Origin of the sequence: Mesorhizobium sp. M0659 (assembly GCF_040320605.1) — a bacterium.
Lineage (GTDB): Bacteria > Pseudomonadota > Alphaproteobacteria > Rhizobiales > Rhizobiaceae > Mesorhizobium.
Window position 1 is genome coordinate 73750 of sequence record NZ_JAMYPY010000007.1, and the last position, 18218, is coordinate 91967.

22 protein-coding genes and 3 tRNA genes are annotated in these 18218 nt (G+C 62.4%); 20 read left to right on the forward strand and 5 right to left on the reverse strand.

Translation table 11 applies throughout. From position 1 onward, the window contains the following. Window positions 1–21 precede the first annotated feature (21 nt). Complete coding sequence (locus tag NKI31_RS13475) at window positions 22–432, reverse strand: hypothetical protein (protein WP_352651829.1); 411 nt, start codon at window positions 430–432, stop codon at window positions 22–24. Then, window positions 432–1250 (reverse strand): HTH-type transcriptional regulator BhcR, encoded by an 819-nt coding sequence (gene bhcR, locus NKI31_RS13480; protein WP_023681470.1) that lies wholly within the window; start codon window positions 1248–1250, stop codon window positions 432–434. Before bhcR ends, NKI31_RS13475 begins: the two co-directional genes overlap by 1 nt. Before the next feature lie 204 nt (window positions 1251–1454). Here bhcR and gcl point away from each other — a divergent pair, with 204 nt between their 5' ends. The 3 genes from gcl to NKI31_RS13495 all read left to right on the forward strand — a co-directional run bounded on the left by gcl (window position 1455) and on the right by NKI31_RS13495 (window position 5249). After that, window positions 1455–3236 (forward strand): glyoxylate carboligase, encoded by a 1782-nt coding sequence (gcl, locus tag NKI31_RS13485; RefSeq protein WP_352651830.1) that lies wholly within the window; start codon window positions 1455–1457, stop codon window positions 3234–3236. Between the two features lie 169 nt (window positions 3237–3405). Continuing rightward, window positions 3406–4203 carry a 2-oxo-tetronate isomerase gene (gene otnI, locus NKI31_RS13490; RefSeq protein ID WP_352651831.1) on the forward strand — a complete coding sequence of 266 codons (798 nt, stop codon included), beginning with the start codon at window positions 3406–3408 and terminating at the stop codon, window positions 4201–4203. A 158-nt stretch (window positions 4204–4361) separates the two neighbouring features. Continuing rightward, complete coding sequence (locus NKI31_RS13495; protein ID WP_352651832.1) at window positions 4362–5249, forward strand: 2-hydroxy-3-oxopropionate reductase; 888 nt, start codon at window positions 4362–4364, stop codon at window positions 5247–5249. A 59-nt stretch (window positions 5250–5308) separates the two neighbouring features. On the opposite strand, the gene NKI31_RS13500 is transcribed toward NKI31_RS13495, so the two are convergent. Continuing rightward, window positions 5309–6160 carry a TrmH family RNA methyltransferase gene (locus NKI31_RS13500; RefSeq protein WP_023729785.1) on the reverse strand — a complete coding sequence of 284 codons (852 nt, stop codon included), beginning with the start codon at window positions 6158–6160 and terminating at the stop codon, window positions 5309–5311. A 210-nt stretch (window positions 6161–6370) separates the two neighbouring features. On the opposite strand from NKI31_RS13500, the gene NKI31_RS13505 reads away from it, so the two are divergent. From NKI31_RS13505 to NKI31_RS13515, 3 genes are all read left to right on the forward strand, one after another. Continuing rightward, window positions 6371–6455, forward strand: a tRNA-Tyr gene (locus NKI31_RS13505). 28 nt (window positions 6456–6483) lie between these two features. After that, a tRNA-Gly gene (locus tag NKI31_RS13510) sits at window positions 6484–6557 on the forward strand. 43 nt (window positions 6558–6600) lie between these two features. Beyond that, window positions 6601–6747, forward strand: a complete 147-nt coding sequence (locus NKI31_RS13515; RefSeq protein ID WP_023738906.1) for a hypothetical protein — start codon at window positions 6601–6603, stop codon at window positions 6745–6747. On the opposite strand, the gene NKI31_RS13520 is transcribed toward NKI31_RS13515, so the two are convergent. Then, a complete protein-coding gene (locus tag NKI31_RS13520) occupies window positions 6744–7220 on the reverse strand; it encodes a YidB family protein (protein WP_352651833.1) in 477 nt (158 codons plus the stop codon). The genes NKI31_RS13515 and NKI31_RS13520 overlap by 4 nt on opposite strands. Before the next feature lie 130 nt (window positions 7221–7350). Between NKI31_RS13520 and NKI31_RS13525 the strand changes: the two genes are divergently transcribed. Beyond that, on the forward strand, window positions 7351–7608 hold the full coding sequence (locus NKI31_RS13525; protein WP_023688411.1) for a GlsB/YeaQ/YmgE family stress response membrane protein: 258 nt from the start codon (window positions 7351–7353) through the stop codon (window positions 7606–7608). A 65-nt stretch (window positions 7609–7673) separates the two neighbouring features. Here NKI31_RS13525 and NKI31_RS13530 read toward each other — a convergent pair whose 3' ends face one another. Beyond that, window positions 7674–8561, reverse strand: a complete 888-nt coding sequence (locus tag NKI31_RS13530; RefSeq protein ID WP_352651834.1) for a DMT family transporter — start codon at window positions 8559–8561, stop codon at window positions 7674–7676. A gap of 314 nt (window positions 8562–8875) precedes the next feature. Between NKI31_RS13530 and tuf the strand changes: the two genes are divergently transcribed. The 13 genes from tuf (at window position 8876) to rplL (ending at window position 18058) form a co-directional block, all read left to right on the forward strand. Continuing rightward, window positions 8876–10051, forward strand: a complete 1176-nt coding sequence (gene tuf / locus NKI31_RS13535; protein ID WP_352608132.1) for an elongation factor Tu — start codon at window positions 8876–8878, stop codon at window positions 10049–10051. A gap of 148 nt (window positions 10052–10199) precedes the next feature. Further along, the gene (locus tag NKI31_RS13540) at window positions 10200–11834 is read left to right on the forward strand and encodes a COG3904 family protein (protein ID WP_352651835.1); all 1635 of its coding nucleotides are present in this window, start codon (window positions 10200–10202) and stop codon (window positions 11832–11834) included. A 199-nt stretch (window positions 11835–12033) separates the two neighbouring features. Continuing rightward, a complete protein-coding gene (locus NKI31_RS13545; protein WP_023667442.1) occupies window positions 12034–12516 on the forward strand; it encodes a group II truncated hemoglobin in 483 nt (160 codons plus the stop codon). 158 nt (window positions 12517–12674) lie between these two features. Beyond that, window positions 12675–12750, forward strand: a tRNA-Trp gene (locus NKI31_RS13550). 119 nt (window positions 12751–12869) lie between these two features. Further along, the gene (locus NKI31_RS13555) at window positions 12870–13064 is read left to right on the forward strand and encodes a hypothetical protein (protein WP_352651836.1); all 195 of its coding nucleotides are present in this window, start codon (window positions 12870–12872) and stop codon (window positions 13062–13064) included. Window positions 13065–13177: 113 nt separating this feature from the next. Continuing rightward, window positions 13178–13642, forward strand: a complete 465-nt coding sequence (locus NKI31_RS13560) for an Hsp20 family protein (protein WP_352651837.1) — start codon at window positions 13178–13180, stop codon at window positions 13640–13642. 73 nt (window positions 13643–13715) lie between these two features. Then, window positions 13716–14183, forward strand: coding sequence for a hypothetical protein (locus NKI31_RS13565; RefSeq protein WP_156933861.1), 468 nt, complete (start codon window positions 13716–13718; stop codon window positions 14181–14183). A gap of 488 nt (window positions 14184–14671) precedes the next feature. Then, window positions 14672–14875 carry a preprotein translocase subunit SecE gene (secE, locus tag NKI31_RS13570; RefSeq protein ID WP_023667439.1) on the forward strand — a complete coding sequence of 68 codons (204 nt, stop codon included), beginning with the start codon at window positions 14672–14674 and terminating at the stop codon, window positions 14873–14875. A gap of 27 nt (window positions 14876–14902) precedes the next feature. Continuing rightward, on the forward strand, window positions 14903–15430 hold the full coding sequence (gene nusG, locus NKI31_RS13575) for a transcription termination/antitermination protein NusG (protein ID WP_006333333.1): 528 nt from the start codon (window positions 14903–14905) through the stop codon (window positions 15428–15430). 172 nt (window positions 15431–15602) lie between these two features. Next, a complete protein-coding gene (gene rplK, locus NKI31_RS13580; RefSeq protein WP_006333334.1) occupies window positions 15603–16031 on the forward strand; it encodes a 50S ribosomal protein L11 in 429 nt (142 codons plus the stop codon). Window positions 16032–16035: 4 nt separating this feature from the next. After that, complete coding sequence (rplA, locus tag NKI31_RS13585; protein ID WP_023667438.1) at window positions 16036–16734, forward strand: 50S ribosomal protein L1; 699 nt, start codon at window positions 16036–16038, stop codon at window positions 16732–16734. A gap of 373 nt (window positions 16735–17107) precedes the next feature. Further along, window positions 17108–17626, forward strand: coding sequence for a 50S ribosomal protein L10 (gene rplJ / locus NKI31_RS13590; protein ID WP_023667437.1), 519 nt, complete (start codon window positions 17108–17110; stop codon window positions 17624–17626). 54 nt (window positions 17627–17680) lie between these two features. Next, window positions 17681–18058 carry a 50S ribosomal protein L7/L12 gene (gene rplL / locus NKI31_RS13595; RefSeq protein ID WP_023667436.1) on the forward strand — a complete coding sequence of 126 codons (378 nt, stop codon included), beginning with the start codon at window positions 17681–17683 and terminating at the stop codon, window positions 18056–18058. The last annotated feature ends 160 nt before the right edge of the window (window positions 18059–18218 follow it).

The window sequence follows — 18218 nt, forward strand, 5'->3', positions numbered from 1 at the left end:
TTGAGCGCGCCGCGGTGCGGGCTACGGTTCGGAGATCGGCAATCCCGCTGCACGGCAGATGCGGGCAACACTCGCATTCTGCGATTGATCGCCCGTGGCGATGAGTTCGAAGCTGCTTCCTTCATCCGGATAGATCTTGGCGGCGAACGGTTGGTCTGTTGTATGACCACCGGACGACGTCTTTGCAGCGACATGGCCGCAGACCAGGATTTCGCGGCGGCCGTCGAGCGTTCGCTCGCCGGCACGCATCGTCCCGAATTTGGAGGATACAGGATCATGTAAATGCTGGCGAATGCCGATCGTGATTGTCTCCTCCAAAGCGAGCGAGATCGGAATCTCGCTGATTTGCTGGGAGACAGGGGCGGGTTCGGGCGCCGTCGCCACGCATCCGCACAGTGAAGCGGCGAGCAAAAGCTGAAGCGTTCTCCGCATTATAATCGGAACCCGCCGATCATCCTCGTCACCTCAGCGGCGGCGTCGCGCACCAGCGGCCCGATCTCGTCCAGCCGCTCCATCGTCACCCGCACCGTCGGTCCGGAGACCGAGACACCGCCGATCGGCTCGCCGAACTCGTTGAAAATGGCGGCGGCCACGCAGCGCATGCCGGGATGCCGCTCCTCGTCGTCGACCGACCAGCCGCGGTGCTTGATGACAGCCAGGTCATGGGCCAGCGCCGAAATGTCGGACAGCGTCTTGTCGGTGAAGCGCTGCAGGCCCGACTTGCGCAGGATGGCGGCGACGCGTTCCGGCTCGAGCTGCGCCAGCACCGCCTTGCCGATGCCCGAGGCATGGAAGGAGCTGCGCGTGCCCGGGCGGAAGAAGGCGCGGATCGCCTGATGGGTCTCGACCTGGCTGACGAAAACGACGCAATCGTCCTCGGCGACGCCGAGATTGGCGGTTTCACCGGTCTTCTCCATCAATTCCTGCATGACCACGCGGGCCCGGTCGACAAGCTTGCGGCGGCGCAGGAAGGCGGCACCCATGCGGTAGGTCTCGACGCCGATCGACCACAGCTGGTCCGATGTATCGAACTCGACCATGCCGTGGTTCTGCAGCGTCGTCAGCATGCGGTAGGCGGTGGACGCCGCGAGCTCGCTACGCGCCGAAATCTCGCTCAGCGACAGGCCACTGCCTTCAGCGACGATGGCCAGGATGCGCAAGGCCCGGTCCAGCGACTGTACAGAACCGGCCTCGGACGGACCGTTGAAAGCGCGCGGCCGGCCGCGCTGGCGTTTTTCGCTCGTTTCCATGGCGGCATTGTCGCCGGTTTCGCCGAAATCGCAATGAAAAACTTTTTCATCGATTTTGATGGCCGGATTTATGGAAAACGAAAAAGCCAGGGGAATCAGTGTATAGAAGCGGTTTTCTCGAAATGAAAAATTATTCTGAAAAAATTGAAAAATGAAAACGACACTGGCATTGTCAACCAACCAACAATCTTGAGGAGGCTGGACATGGCCAGGATGCGCGCTGTCGATGCAGCGGTTCTCGTTCTCGAAAAGGAAGGCGTTTCCTGCGGCTTCGGCGTGCCGGGCGCGGCGATCAATCCGTTCTATTCGGCGCTGAAGGCGAGGGGCTCGATCCGCCACATCCTGGCGCGCCATGTCGAGGCGGCCTCGCATATGGCCGAGGGCTACACGAGAGCCAAATCAGGCAATATCGGGCTGTGCATCGGCACGTCGGGCCCGGCCGGCACCGACATGGTCACCGGGCTCTATTCGGCGGCGGCGGACTCCATCCCGATCCTGTGCATCACTGGTCAGGCGCCGCGGGCACGGCTCAACAAGGAGGATTTCCAGGCGGTCGATATCGCCGCCATAGCCGCACCCGTCGCCAAATGGGCGGTCACGGTCATGGAGCCCTATCTCGTGCCGATGGCGCTGCAGAAGGCATTTCACCTGATGCGCTCGTCGCGACCGGGCCCGGTGCTCATCGACCTGCCGGTCGACGTGCAATTGGCCGAGATCGAATTCGATATCGATGCCTATGAACCGCTGGTCCCGTTCAAGCCGGCAATGTCGCGCGCCCAGGCCGAAAAGGCCTTGGCGATGCTCAATGCCGCGGAAAAGCCGCTGATCGTCGCCGGCGGCGGCATCATCAACGCCGATGCGTCGGATCTGTTGATCGAATTCGCCGAGATAACGGGCGTGCCGGTCATCCCGACGCTAATGGGCTGGGGCGCGATCCCCGACGACCACCGGCTGATGGCCGGCATGTGCGGGCTGCAGACCTCGCATCGCTACGGCAATGCGACGATGTTGGAAGCCGATTTCGTCTTTGGCATCGGCAATCGCTGGGCCAACCGCCACACCGGTTCGGTCGATGTCTACACCAAGGGCAAGAAATTCATCCATGTCGACATCGAACCGACCCAGATCGGCCGGGTGTTCGCGCCGGATCTCGGCGTCGTCTCGGACGCCGGTGCGGCACTAAAGATGCTGCTCGACGTCGCCACCGAATGGAAGACGGCAGGAAAGCTGCGCGACTGGTCGGGCTGGGCGAAGGAATGCCAGACCCGCAAGAAGACGATGAAGCGCAAGACGCATTTCGAGCAGGTGCCGCTGAAGCCGCAGCGCGTCTATGAGGAGATGAACAAGGCGTTCGGCCGTGACACCACCTATGTCACCACGATCGGCCTCTCGCAGATCGCCGGGGCGCAGTTCCTGCATGTCTACAAGCCGCGCAACTGGATCAATTGCGGCCAGGCCGGCCCGCTCGGCTGGACGCTGCCGGCAGCGCTTGGCGTGCGCGCCGCCGATCCGGATCGCACCATCGTGGCGCTGTCGGGCGACTACGACTTCCAGTTCATGATCGAGGAACTGGCGGCCGGCGCACAGCACAAACTGCCGTATATCCATGTCGTCGTGAACAATGCCTATCTCGGCCTGATCCGCCAGGCGCAGCGCGGTTTTGCGATGGATTTCGAGGTGAGCCTGGCCTTCGAGAACGTCAACCGCGCCAACGATCCGGAGGCCGGCTACGGCGTCGACCATGTCGCGGTCGCAGAAGCGATGGGTTGCAAGGCGGTCCGGGTGCGCAAACCGGAAGAGTTCGCCGGCGCGTTCAAGGAAGCGCAGCGGCTGATGAAGGAATACCAGGTGCCGGTGGTGCTCGAATTCATCCTCGAGCGCGTCACCAACATTTCCATGGGCACGGAAATCGACAAGATCACCGAATTCGAGGACCTTGCCGAAAGCCAGGAGGATGCGCCGACGGCGATTGTGTTGCTCGATTAGGCGCGCCGATATTCAGGTGAGACAGGCCTGCAAACGGCGCCTTCCTGCGCTTCCGGTGCTCACGTACAGAAAGTACGTTCCGCTCCGGTTCTCGAAAGTCACCGTTTTCGACTCTGCCTGACCCTGAATCTCAACACGCCTAGGGCCAAGCAGAAGAAGGAGAAAAAGAATGCCGCGTTTTTCAGCCAATCTGTCGATGCTCTTTGGCGAGCACGATTTTCTCGACCGCTTCGATGCCGCCGCCGGCGCCGGCTTCAAGGGCGTCGAATATATCGGCCCCTATGATCATGCGCCCGAGATCGTTGCGGCGCGGCTGAAGAAGAACGGCCTGAGCCAGGTGCTGTTCAACCTGCCGGTCGGCGACTGGGGCAAGGGCGAGCGCGGCATCGCGGTGCTACCCGACCGCGTGCCGGAATTCCGGCAAGGCATCGCCAAGGCGATCAGCTATGCCCACGCGCTCGGCTGCGAGCAGGTCAATTGCCTCGCTGGCATCGCGCCGCAGGGCGTGGATCGTTCGGTGCTGGAAAACACCTTTGCCGAGAACCTGGCTTTTGCCGCCGAGAAACTGGAACAGGCCGGCATCCGGCTTTTGATCGAGCCGATCAATACGCGCGACATCCCGGGCTTCTTCCTGAACTATTCGAACCAGGCGCTGGCGCTGATCGAGCGCGTCGGCTCGAAGAACCTGTTCCTGCAATACGACATCTATCACATGCAGATCATGGAGGGGGATCTCGCCCGTACCATCGAGGCCAACCTCGGCCGCATCGCGCATATCCAGCTTGCGGACAATCCCGGCCGTCACGAGCCGGGGACGGGCGAGATCAATTATCCCTTCCTCTACGAGCATATCGACCGGATTGGTTATTCCGGCTGGGTCGGGGCGGAATACAAGCCGAAGGCGGGGACGGAGGCCGGGTTGGGGTGGTTCAGAGAGCTTAACGGGCAGGGGAGTGCTGCGGCTTAGGCGTCGCAGCCCCCTCATCCGGCCCTTCGGGCCACCTTCTCCCCGAGGGGAGAAGAGATCGCCGAGGTTAGCGCCAGCCTCTTCTCCCCAACGGGGAGAAGGTGGCCGCGTAGCGGCCGGATGAGGGGGCGTTTCACACAGTCATTTGGAGAACAACAATGGAAACCATCGGCTTCATCGGCCTTGGCATCATGGGCGCGCCAATGGCGGGGCATCTCCTGGATGCCGGCTACGCCATCATTGCCAGCGACCACCGCTCGAAGCCGCCGGCCGATCTCGTCGCCAAGGGCTTGAGAAGCATCACCGGCCACGCGGCAGTGGCGAAGGCCGCGGATATCATCATCACCATGGTTCCCGACACCCCGCAGGTAGCCGAGGTGCTGTTCGGCGAGAACGGTGTCGCTTCCGGCCTGAGCAAGGGCAAGCTGGTCATCGACATGAGCTCGATCTCGCCGATCGAGACCAAGGTTTTCGCCAAGAAAATCAACGATCTCGGCTGCGACTATCTTGACGCGCCGGTGTCGGGCGGCGAGGTCGGCGCAAAGGCGGCGTCGCTGACCATCATGGTCGGCGGCGAGGACAAGGCGTTCGAGCGCGCCAAGCCCGTGTTCGAAAAGATGGGCAAGAACATCACGCTTGTCGGCCCGAACGGCGTCGGCCAGACCACCAAGGTTGCCAACCAGATCGTCGTGGCCCTGACCATCGAGGCGGTCGCCGAGGCGCTGGTCTTTGCCTCAAAAGCCGGCGCCGACCCCGCCAAGGTCCGGCAGGCGCTGATGGGCGGGCTGGCGGCATCGCGCATCCTCGAGGTGCATGGCGAGCGCATGATAAAGCGCACCTTCGCGCCGGGCTTCCGCATCGAACTGCACCAGAAGGATCTCAACCTGGCGCTGGAAGGCGCCAAGGCACTCGGTGTCTCGCTGCCCAATACGTCGACGACGCAGCAGCTGTTCAACTCATGCTCGGCGAATGGCGGGGCGAAAGAGGATCATTCCGCGCTGGTGCGGGCGCTGGAGCGGATGGCGGGGCATGAAGTGGGTGAATAGTGAATGATGAATAGTGAATGGTGACGGTAAGAACGCTTTCCCATTCACTATTTCACCATTCACCCTCCAAGGAATTTCCGTGCCGCATAAAGGCTCACCGCCGCCGCATTCGACACGTTGAGCGAGCGGATGGCGCCGGGCATGTCAAGGCGGGCGAGCGTGGTCACCGTCTCGCGCGTCTTCTGGCGCAGGCCCTTGCCTTCGGCGCCAAGCACCAGCGCGATCTTCTCGCCTGAAAAACCCGTTTCGAGTTCGGCCGGCCCGTCCGAATCGAGGCCGATGGTCTGGAAGCCGGCTTCGTGCAGCTGTTCCAGCGCGTCGGCGAGGTTCTTCACCTCGATCTGGTCGATATGTTCCAGCGCGCCGGAGGCGGATTTGGCCAGCACGCCGGATTCCTGCGGGCTGTGGCGGGCCGTGGTGATCAGCGCACCGGCGCCGAAGGCGACCGCCGAGCGCAGGATGGCGCCGACATTGTGCGGGTCGGTGACCTGGTCGAGCACCAGCACCAGTTTGGTATCGCCGAGCGCGTCAAGGCGCTTGGGCTTCAGCGGCTCGGCCTCGATCAGCACGCCCTGGTGGACGGCGTCCGAACCGGTGATCTTGTCGATGTCCTTCGGCTCGACCAGTTCGGCCTTGAACGGCAAAGCGGCGAGGTCGGCGATCGCCAGCCGCTCGGCGGCATTGCGCGTCACCAACATCTTTCTGATCCGCCGGCGCGGATTGTCGAGCGCGGCGCGCACCGTGTGCAGGCCATAAAGCCGCACCAGCCCGTCGGCGGCGTTCTCGCCCGGCGGCACCGGCTGGCGCGGCCGGAAGGCGGGCGCGCCGCCGGCCTTCTCGTCGCGGTGGGCGCGGCGCAGCTTGGCGTAATGGGTGTCTTTGGCGGTCTTGGGCGTGTTGTCATTGCTCATGGCCGGCTTCTATAGCCGCGTCGCCGGGCTGTGGATACAGGCAGAAAGCCGGCTTGCCGGGCAGGCTGTCAAATTCAGCGCATTTTGCCTTGCGGTGCGGTTGACACCCACTGGGCTTGCCGCCATAAGGCGCTTCGCTGATTTCGGACAAAACCCTGGTTTCGACCTGGTCGGCGAGAATGCCTCGTTGCAAGGCTTCGACGGCAGGCTGGAGAGGTGCCCGAGTGGTTAAAGGGGACGGACTGTAAATCCGTTAGCTTAGCTTACGTTGGTTCGAATCCAACCCTCTCCACCACTGCCAGCCCGCGAACCTTGAGGACGATGCGGGTATAGCTCAGTGGTAGAGCAGCAGCCTTCCAAGCTGAATATGCGGGTTCGATTCCCGCTACCCGCTCCAACTTCCCCCATCAAATCTGAGCGAATACGTCCAAGACGTTGCCGTGGGTGATTTTCCGGTTTCCGTCTACACGCCGGTCGATGCAGCGACCGCCGACCGGTTCATGGCTGTGGTGAAGGCGACGCCCGACAACCGCAGAGCGGCGTCGGGCGCGTTTCGGTCCGATGCAGAAGCAGGCGGTGTACCCTAGTTGTTAAACGCCGAAGCAACCTGATGCTGTTGCGGCACCTGTCCGTTCGGCGTCAGTCTGTCGACAATGCCTGGCAGGGCTGTGGACAATTGCTTGAGCAACTCCTGCTCGTCCAGTCCGGTCCTTTGCGCGATCTCTCGAATAACCTGCGGGCCGATCGCCTTGCCGAGATCATTGGCGTTGATCGGCTGGTTCTGTCCGGTGCCGACCCAGGAGTCAGCGACATTGCCTTGGCCGGCAGTCTTGAGCTTGTCGAGCAGTCCGCCCAGTCCGCCAAGCAGGCCGCCGTCGCCGGAGGCGGTGGTGCCGGTGGGGGCTGGCGTTTGAGGTGGGGCGGGCTCGCCCGTCTCTCCGGCACTCGTCTGTTCGGCGCTTCTGCCGCTCAGCATCTTTCCCACCAGCAGCGCGCCGAGCGCGATCATCAGCGGTTTGGTGATGTTGCCGCCGGGTACGGCGTTGTCAAAGAGTCCCATAGGTCAATCCTCCATAACGACCAAGCCCGTCCCGTCGGCTACAATGGACCATGCGGGCGGAATTTCAAGTTGGCTTGAGCTTTTGACAATCATGTGACCATGATCGGCGGGCGGGGAATGGAGAGGAAAAATGGGCATTATCAGCTGGATCATCCTCGGCGTCATCGCCGGCTTTATCGGCAGCAAGATCGTCAACAAGACCGGCCAGGGCCTGATCATGGATATCGTGCTCGGCATTGTCGGCGCCATCGTCGGAGGGCTGATCTTCAGCGCCTTTGGCGCCACGGGTGTGACCGGCCTCAACATCTGGAGCCTGATCGTCGCCATCATCGGCGCGGTGGTCGTGCTGTGGGCCTATCACCAGTTCTCCGGCAAGCGAACGCTTTAGGCGCCAGTCTGCCGACTGGCCGACCGCAGGACGGCCAAACCTGCTTCGACGCGTTGACTTGAAGGTCAGGCGACGACGGTCAGCCTGCGTTTGCGTTCATCAAGCGAGACGATGGTCAGCCCGCTCGCGACCACCAGCAGGATGCCGCAGACCGCCAGAGCATTCGGGAACTGCCCGAATACCAGCACGCCTGAGATGACCGCCCAGACGGTAAAGCAGTAGTAGAACGGCGCCACCACGCCGGTCGGACCGACGCGATAGGCCATGAAGATGAAGAAATGGCCGAAGATCAGGAAGAATCCGGCGCCGGCCATGAGCAGCAGGTGCCGGGCTTCCGGCATCACCCAGCGCTCGGAAACGAGATGCGCGGTGCCCGCGCCGATGAGCACCACCACGACGGCGGAAATGGCGACGATCATGCCCGGCACCTCGGCCGCGACCCGCCTGCCGGCAAGATCGCGCGCCGCTGCCAATGCCGCGTTGCCGAGCGCCAGCAACGCATAGACCGAGATGCCCTGCATGGTCGGCTGGGCCACCATAAGCGCACCGATGAAGCCGAGCCCGATCAGCGCCATGCGCACGCCGCCGATCCGTTCGCGAAACAGGATGGAGGAGCCGACCAGCATCAAAAGTGGGGTGATCTGCCCGAGCGCGGTCGAATCGGCGATCTGCATGTTGGCCAGCGCCACGACGTAACAGAGGATGGCCGCGAGCTCGAGCAGGTTGCGGCGCAGCACGCGTTTGTCGAAGATCAAAGGGATCTGCCTGCCATAGCCCAGCAGGAACAGCAGCGGCATGCCCCATAGCGTGGCCGCGACCCCGCGCAGGAACAGCACTTCATAGGACGGCAAGCCCGCGGTCGCGAGTTTCATCATCGTGTCGTTGACGAGGTACGACCCCGTCGAAACGATCATGAACAGCGGGCCGCGTATGGAGGTCGGTATGAATTGCATGGGGCAACCAAATCAGACCGCCGCCGTAGCGGCAATGGGCCAGGCGCCGGCTGCACATCCGGCAGGCAAAGGCCAGGACATGGGCGGGACAGGACATGGGCGGGAATAGCAAACAGGTGCTGGAGCCCGCAGCCCCCCATTTCATTTCCGCTCGCGCGTTCCTATATCAGCGCCACATCCCCGCAATCGGATCATCGGTTGAGACCGAGTGGACAGCGCACCCGGCCACAAGGCACTTGTGTTTTTCGGCCGTAGTCGCTAATCGCCCCGCATTCGACTGAACTGAAGGTCAAGGCCGTCCAAGGAAAGAGACTATGGCAAAAGGTAAATTCGAGCGTAACAAGCCTCATGTGAACATTGGCACGATTGGCCACGTCGATCATGGCAAGACGTCGCTGACGGCGGCGATCACGAAGTATTTTGGCGAGTACAAGCGCTACGACCAGATCGATGCGGCGCCCGAAGAGAAGGCCCGCGGCATCACGATTTCGACGGCGCACGTCGAATACGAGACGACTGCGCGCCACTACGCCCATGTCGACTGCCCCGGCCACGCCGACTATGTGAAGAACATGATCACGGGTGCTGCGCAGATGGACGGCGCGATCCTGGTCGTGTCGGCCGCCGACGGCCCGATGCCGCAGACCCGCGAGCACATCCTGCTTGCCCGTCAGGTCGGCGTGCCGTCGATCGTGGTGTTCCTGAACAAGGTCGACCAGGTCGACGACGCCGAGCTGCTCGAACTGGTCGAGCTCGAGGTTCGCGAGCTTCTGTCGAAGAACGAGTTCCCCGGCGACGACATTCCGATCGTCAAGGGTTCGGCGCTGGCAGCACTCGAAGATTCCAACAAGACCATCGGCGAAGATGCGATCCGCGAGCTGATGGCTGCGGTCGATGCCTATATCCCGACGCCGGTTCGTCCGCTGGACAAGCCGTTCCTGATGCCGATCGAAGACGTGTTCTCGATCTCGGGCCGTGGCACGGTCGTGACCGGCCGCGTCGAGCGCGGCATCGTCAAGGTCGGCGAGGAACTGGAAATCATCGGCATCCGTCCGACGACCAAGACGACCTGCACGGGCGTCGAGATGTTCCGCAAGCTGCTCGATCAGGGCCAGGCCGGCGACAACATCGGCGCGCTGCTGCGTGGCGTTGATCGTGAAGGCGTCGAGCGCGGCCAGGTTCTGGCCAAGCCCGGTACGGTGAAGCCGCACAAGAAGTTCGTGGCCGAAGCCTACATCCTGACCAAGGACGAAGGTGGCCGTCACACGCCGTTCTTCACCAACTACCGTCCGCAGTTCTACTTCCGCACGACCGACGTGACCGGCATCGTGTCGCTGCCGGAAGGCACGGAGATGGTTATGCCCGGCGACAACATCACGGTCGATGTCGAGCTGATCGTGCCGATCGCCATGGAAGAGAAGCTGCGCTTCGCCATCCGTGAAGGCGGCCGCACCGTCGGTGCCGGCATCGTCGTCACCATCAAAGAGTAATCGAGCCCGGCATCGCCGGATCGAAACGGATAGGGGCGGCCCTCGGGCCGCCCTTTTTCGTTGGCCAGATGTGCCTGTTTTGGGGTCCCAATCTCTGTTGCAAGTCTGTGAGCCTCTACAGTATAGATTGCATTGAGGGCTTGGTCGGATGGTTCCACAGCACCGTTTGCATAGTCGGTCATGGTGGGCACTGGGGCTGATCTGCCTGGCGTCGATGTTTGCCATGGGCAGCGCCGCCTTCGCGGCCGAGACAAAAAATTCAGAGCCGGATCCGGATCCGCCGATGCGGTTCGTCGTCGTGCGCAGCGACGCGGCGGGCTGTGAGCCGACCTGTCCGGAATGGATATCGGCCGAGGGTGCGATATCGGCCAAGTCGCCGGCGCTGCTCAAGGCTGCCCTGAAAACGCTCGGCGGCCGCAAATTGCCGATCGTCATCAACTCTCCGGGCGGCGATGTCGATGCGGCCATCGCCATGGGCCGGATGATACGCAAGAACAAGCTCGACATCGCGGTCGGCAGGACGTGGTTCGTCGGCTGCGAGCCGGGGATGAAAAACTGCAAGGAGAACGACGCCAGAGGCGCGCACTATATCGGCAGCCCCTATGTGCTCGGCAGCTATTGCGCGTCCGCTTGTCCAATGATGCTGGCCGGCGGCACCAGGCGCCTGGTCGGGCCGCTGGCCTATCTCGGCGTCCACCAGATCACCACCACGATCGTGCAGATGAACGTGCAATATCAGGTCCGCTACCGGATCGTGAAAGGCAAGAAGCGGGTCATCAGCAAGAAGGTCGTCAGCCGCAAGAACACCGGCAGCTACAAGACCTACGAGATGAGCAAGGGGGTGGAGCGCAAGCTGTCCGCCTATTTCAAGGAGATGGGTGTCGACCTCAGCATCATCGAGACGATGAAGAGCACGCCGGCCAGCGACATCCAGCAGATCGACCTCAGCGACATGCTGACAATGAAGCTGGTCACCAGCGACGACGCTGCAGATTTGCTGACCAGCGCAAGCCTGTGCAGGCTGAACCTTCCGGCTCCGAATTGCCGGGAAATACCGGCGAACAAGCCAGCCGGCGGCCTGCCGGACGTGGCAAAGGCTGCGCCGCTGCCGGTGAAGCCGGAGAGCGCGCCGCACGATGACGGCATGCGCTTTGTCGTGGTTCGCGGCAGCAACCCGCTCTGCAATCCCGACTGCCCGGAATGGATTGCAGCGCAAGGCGCGATTACGTCCCAGACGCCGCAGAAACTCAGCCAATTGCTCGCCACGCTTGGCAACCGGCGGCTGCCGGTGGTGATCAGCTCGCGAGGCGGCGACCTCTCCGGCGCCCTGGCGGCGGGCCGGATCATCCATGAAAAGAAGCTCGACGTTGCCGTTGCCCGCACCGATTTCGTCGGCTGCGACCCGGCAGAGTGGAATTGCCTGGCCAAGGACGGCGCCTATGCCGGGCTGAGCGTCGATGGCGACGGCGACTGCGATTCGGCCTGCGCGCTCATGCTGGCCGGTGGCGCCAGGCGGCTTGTCGGTTCCCAGGCGCGGCTCAGCCTCTATCTGATGGGGCAGAAGCAGGCGGTCAAATCCTACCTCGACGAGATGGCGATCAGCCCCGCTTTGTTCCGGGCGCTCCAGGGCAGTTCGGTCGAGCGTCAGCTCGAACCCGACATGATGATGAAGGTCGGCCTGACGACCGGGCGCCAGTCGGTGGATGCGCTGACGGGGTCCAGCATCTGCAGATCGGCGCCGAAACCTGAGAATTGCCGCGTGGTGCCGTCGTCCAATGGCTGATCGTGCCTATCGCCATGGAAGTGAAAGGGGTCGGACGGGGCGTGCTGGAGCCGACGAAGGCGACGCCGGCCAGCGACATCACGCCGAAGCGCCGGCCAAATTGTAGCGCGGCGGGTTCACACTCGCCATCGAGGCAGGTTGAGCAGGGCGCTATTTCCGCTATCGTCGTGCAGGCGCCGGGCTTGGCGGAGGATCAAGAATGAGCCAGGATATCCCGACACTCTACGAATGGGCCGGCGGCATCGAAGCCCTCAACCGGCTGACGGAAACCTTTTACGACAAGGTGTCGCGCGACCCGGTGGTCGGCCCGGTGTTCAAACACATGTCGCCGGATCATCCCGCGCATGTCGCGGCCTTCATCGGCGAGGTTTTTGGCGGACCCAAGACCTACAGCGAACAGCATGGCGGCCATCGCGAGATGGTCATGCATCACTTGGGCAAGCATCTGACGGAGGAACAGCGCCGCCGCTGGATCAGCCTGCTTGCCGATGCCGCCGATGCGGTCGGGCTGCCGGACGATCCCGAATTCCGTTCCGCCTTCATGGGCTATGTCGAATGGGGGTCACGGCTTGCCAAGATGAATTCCACCCTCGGCGAGACCTGCGACCCGCAGACCGAACCGATGCCGGCCTGGGGCTGGGGCGTACCGGGCGGGCCGTACAAGCCGCCGGCCGGGGATTGAGCGCCGGCATGCGGCTTCAGGCAGGCGAAAAATCGAGATCGGCAGGGACGGGCTGGTCATCACCTATTCGGATTTTGGCAAAGGATCTGAAAGCGCGTCAGACACTCTTTACAGCGCGCCCGGAAGCTTTTAGGAAGCGCCTGCGCTGAAACGCGCGTACGGGCATAGCTCAGTTGGTAGAGCGGCGGTCTCCAAAACCGCAGGTCGTAGGTTCGAGCCCTGCTGCCCGTGCCATTTTCCTCGTTGGAATCCGGCATTTTAGAAACGCCTTGTTTTGGCTCCTCGTTTGGTTGGGCTGAAGCCGCGTACTCGACGAGCGACGTTCCGAAGGCATGCGCAGAGCGAGAGCGCTGATGCGCAATGCCGAAGTCGGCGTATTTCCACGAACCGATTCCTTGATTCAACTGCCATTGGCGAGCCAATTGCCATTTGCGTTCACAATTCAGAATAGGCCTATTTTGCTGCCGCCGGCTGCTTTTCAGCGGCTGCGAATTATTGGAAGCGGGATGCTGGCCTGGCTTCTGAAATTTTCTGAACAGGGCTCTTGAACCGGTTTTCGGCCCTTCCTAATTCGTTTCCCGCCGAGGCCGATTGGCTTGGCAAAAGGCGGCGCTGCTGGGCGGCGCCCTTGTACCCATGTTGCTTCAAGGAGGATGTGGCTATGAGAACCTTTGATACTCTCTATCGGACCACCGTCGGTTTCGACCGGCTTTTCGACATGCCCGACAGCGGTACGCGTCCGGACTGGCCGCCCTATAACATCGAGAAGGTCGACGAGAACGATTACCGTATCTCGATGGCCATCGCAGGCTTCAGCCAGGATGAGGTTGAGCTGACCCAGCATGGACCCGAACTGGTCGTGGTAGGCCAGAAAGCTGATGATCAGAGCGGACGCCAGCTGCTGCACCAGGGCATTGCCTACCGCAGTTTCAGGCAGACGTTCAAGCTTGCCGACCACATGAAGATCAAGGCAGCCAAACTGGAGAATGGCCTCCTCTCGATCGACATTGTCCGCGAGATTCCCGAAGAGCTGAAGCCGCGCCGCATCAGCATCGGCGTGGGCGACGCCCAGGTGGGCGGCAAGCAGATCGCCCAGGATACGGAACGCACCCGCAAAGCGGCCTGATCGTATCGATTCAGTTATCCCTGCGGTCCGCCTCCCGGCTTCGGCCGGGAGGCCCAGATTGCGGAGAATGGAGATGGACAACTTCTACGAGACACCGACACTTTCTGCGGCACGCTCGGGCAAAATTGAAACTTCTTTGTGCCTGCTCGACAATCCAGACGACGTCATCAACCATCCACGCCTCAGCCGTGGAGAAAAGCGGGCACTGCTTTCCTCGTGGGCGTCCGATGCCTGCGCGGTGGAAAACCAGCCTGCCTTGCGCCGCCTGGACAACGGCACGGTAATCCCTGTCGACCAGATTCTGAGGGCGTTGAAGGCTCTCGATGAGAAACCCACGCTGGGGAAAGAGACTTCAGGCCGAGTGCTGCCTTGGCGACCCTCCTCGCGCCGCAGCGCTCTCAAGGCTTGGCGGCGTCGTGGCCGTTCTTTCGGCCCCGACGATGACGACGACCCGCCCCCGTGCCCGGCAGTGATCGCGCCGCGCCCACGCCCACCACGCGGAATCGGCGCAGTGGCCGGGGTCGAACTCGCCTGTGCCTGAACTAACCCTGGGTTGATCCAGCTGCCTCGCCAGGGGCAGCTGGATTCCAACCTTGGGTGCTTCATTTGCTTTCCAACACAGCAGGTCGCAGGTTCGACCTCAACGCCATTTCCTCGAACTTGTAATCACGTGCCTGATCTTCCGGATGCATCCTCCGGAATGGGGTCTGGCATTGAAAAACGGCAGGTGGCTTGCCATATTGGGCGAACTGAGGCATAAGGCCCCGATAGCCGGGACGGGACGACTGGATGGTTCCGAGGCGGCGTTTGATCATAAAGCGGACACTTGCCACTTGCGTGGATCAAGAATCGGTTTTATGTAGACACAACAGACACGCGACGCGTGGAGCTGGGAAGCCGGCTTTACGCGTCCGATTTGCATGGGCGAAATAGCGCTGATTCGGCGCCGACTTGAACCCAGGCGGCACGTCCCGGCCAGCGGGATCATCCAGGAGACCCGGCCAACGGGTCTTGAAGACAGAGCGGCATATGGCTTCGAAAACCACAAATCCTTTCGTCTTTCTCCAGCAGGTTCGCGCGGAAACTGCCAAGGTGACTTGGCCGTCGCGCCGGGAGACGATGATCTCGACGGTGATGGTGCTCGTATTCGCGGTCATCGCGATGATCTTTTTCTTCACCGCCGACGTGGCCATGGGCTACGCGATCGAGCGGTTACTGAGCCTCGGCCATTAAGTCCGGCGATTACGGAGAAGTCTTGAAATGACCGCGCGCTGGTACATCGTCCACGCCTATTCGAACTTCGAAAAGAAGGTCGCCGAGGACATTGAGAACAAGGCCAAGCAGAAGGGCCTGTCCGCCGATATCGAACAGATCGTGGTGCCGACCGAGAAGGTCGTCGAGATCCGCCGCGGCCGCAAGGTCGATGCCGAGCGCAAGTTCTTTCCGGGCTATGTGTTGCTCAAGGCCAATCTGACCGATGCGGTGTTCTCGCTGGTCAAGAACACGCCGAAGGTCACCGGTTTCCTCGGTGACTCCAAGCCGGTGCCGATCACCGAAGCCGAGGCGCAGCGCATCCTGAACCAGGTTCAGGAAGGCGTCGAGCGGCCGAAGCCCTCGGTCACTTTCGAGATCGGCGAGGCGATCCGCGTTTCGGATGGCCCGTTCGCCTCGTTCAACGGTTTCGTCCAGGAAGTGGACGAGGAGCGGGCGCGGCTCAAGGTGGAAGTATCGATCTTCGGGCGCGCCGTGCCGGTCGATCTGGAATTCGGACAGGTCGAAAAGGGCTGATCCGAAAACCCTGCGCCGGTTCGCCGGCAAGGGGAGGCGGCGCGGAAAGCGCGCGGCCATGAACGGGTGGGAGGCGAATGCGGCTTTAGCCGGCCGCGCGGACCGCACCACCAGACTGCAACCGCCGGTGTTCCCGATACTGGGGCCGGCATGAGATAAAGGCAGGAAAGAGATGGCTAAGAAAATTGCAGGCCAGCTCAAGCTCCAGGTCAAAGCGGGATCGGCTACGCCGTCTCCGCCGATCGGCCCGGCACTTGGTCAGCGCGGCATCAACATCATGGAATTCTGCAAGGCGTTCAACGCGCAGACCCAGGAAATGGAAAAGGGATCGCCGATCCCGGTCGTCATCACCTATTACCAGGACAAGTCCTTCACCTTCGTCATGAAGACGCCGCCGGTGAGCTACTTCCTGAAAAAGGCGGCGAACTTGACGTCAGGTTCGAAAGAGCCGGGCAAGATCAAGGCCGGCACGATCGGTCGCGACAAGGTGCGCGCCATCGCCGAACAGAAGATGAAGGATCTGAACGCAAACGACGTCGAGGCGGCCATGCGCATGGTCGAGGGCTCCGCCCGCTCGATGGGTCTGGAAGTGGTGGGCTGAGATCATGGCAAAGATTGCAAAGCGTGTATCGAAGTCCCGTGACGGCATCGACCCCAACAAGGCTTATGCCCTTGGTGAGGCGCTGAAGCTGCTCAAGGACCGTTCGACGGTGAAGTTCGACGAGACCATCGAAGTTGCGATGAACCTCGGCGTCGACCCGCGCCATGCCGACCAGATGGTCCGCGGCGTGGTCAACCTGCCGAACGGCACCGGCCGCTCTGTCCGCGTCGCCGTGTTCGCACGTGGCGGCAAGGCCGATGAGGCTCGCGCCGCCGGCGCCGACATTGTCGGTGCCGAGGATCTGGTCGACATCGTCCAGAAGGGCACGATCGACTTCGATCGCTGCATCGCCACGCCGGACATGATGCCGCTGGTAGGCCGTCTGGGCAAGGTGCTGGGCCCGCGCGGCATGATGCCGAACCCGAAGGTCGGCACCGTCACCACCGACGTCGCCGCCGCCGTCAAGGCATCGAAGGGCGGCGCTGTCGAGTTCCGCGTCGAGAAGGCCGGCATCGTTCATGCCGGCGTCGGCAAGGTCTCGTTCGACGTCAAGGCGCTGGAAGAAAACGTCCGCGCCTTCGCCGATGCCGTGACCAAGGCAAAGCCGGCTGGCGCCAAGGGCAACTACGTCAAGAAGGTGTCGGTCACCTCGACGATGGGCCCGGGCCTCAAGCTCGACGTCTCGACGCTCGCAGCGTCTTGATACGAACATCTGGATCGGCTCCAAGGCGCTGATCCGCAAGTGAATTCCGGGCCTCCGACTTGTCGGCGGCCCGGTACCGGAAGTCGAGAGGCTTCCGGACATCCTGTCCGAGATTGCAGGCGGCCCAGAAGCCTTAATTGAATTGGGCCTGCATGAGACGGGTGAAAACCGGACAACGGAGCGACAAGCTCCAATGAAAGGTTCGAACCGTGTTTGCCTTTTGTCTGCGCATCTCCGGCTTGCCGTCGATGTGGCGAAAGGGGGCAGGATCCTCGAGCGTCGTTCGGGAGATCTGTAATGGATGGCCCGGCCGGCAAAAAGGCAACCCGACGCCTGTCCCACTAGCGGGGCAGGGGTCAACTGGAGATAGGCAGTGGACAGAGCGGAAAAACGCGAACTCGTCACGGGCCTGAATGGTGCTTTTGCAGGCGCTGGTTCAGTCGTCGTGGCCCACTACGCCGGTATCACCGTCGCGCAAATGAACGACCTTCGGTCGAAAATGCGCGCTGCCGGTGGCACCGTCAAAGTCGCGAAGAACCGTCTCGCCAAAATCGCTCTTCAGGGCACGGACTCCGCATCGATCATCGACCTGTTCAAGGGACAGACGCTGATCGCTTATTCGGAGGATCCGATTGCGGCGCCGAAGGTCGCGTCCGATTTCGCCAAGGGAAATGACAAGTTGGTCATTCTCGGCGGCGCAATGGGCACCACCTCGCTCAACGCCGACGGTGTGAAGGCACTCGCCACACTTCCGTCGCTCGATGAGCTGCGCGCCAGGCTGGTTGGCATGATCGCCACGCCGGCAACCCGGATCGCCCAGATCGTCAATGCGCCAGCGGCTTCGGTCGCGCGCGTCATCGGCGCTTACGCCCGGAAGGACGAGGCGGCATGAGGCCGTTCCTCGCTATCACAAACACACGTTCGAACCTGATGAAGGAATACAACAATGGCTGATCTGGCAAAGATCGTAGACGACCTTTCGAAGCTGACCGTCCTCGAGGCGGCCGAGCTGTCGAAGCTTCTGGAAGAAAAGTGGGGCGTTTCGGCTGCTGCTCCGGTGGCGGTTGCCGCTGCCGGCGGCGCTGCCGCTGCTGCTGCTCCGGCTGAGGAAAAGACGGAATTCGACGTCGTCCTCACCGAGGCAGGCGCTCAGAAGATCAACGTCATCAAGGAAGTCCGCGCCATCACCGGCCTGGGCCTCAAGGAAGCCAAGGATCTGGTCGAAGCAGCTCCGAAGCCGGTCAAGGAAGCCGTTTCCAAGGCTGACGCTGAGAAGTTCAAGGCCCAACTGGAAGCAGCCGGCGCCAAGGTCGACCTGAAGTAAGCGTAAAAGCGGCGGGCGGCCTCGCGCCGTCCGCCACTCCCTTCATCAGAGGGGAGGATGCGTAGCGCGAGATGTACGAGAACCTCTTTCCTGAGGGCCGAAACCGGCCTTCAGGAAACGGGTTTTCTCCCGTTTTAGCCGTCGCCGCCAGGCGGCGGGA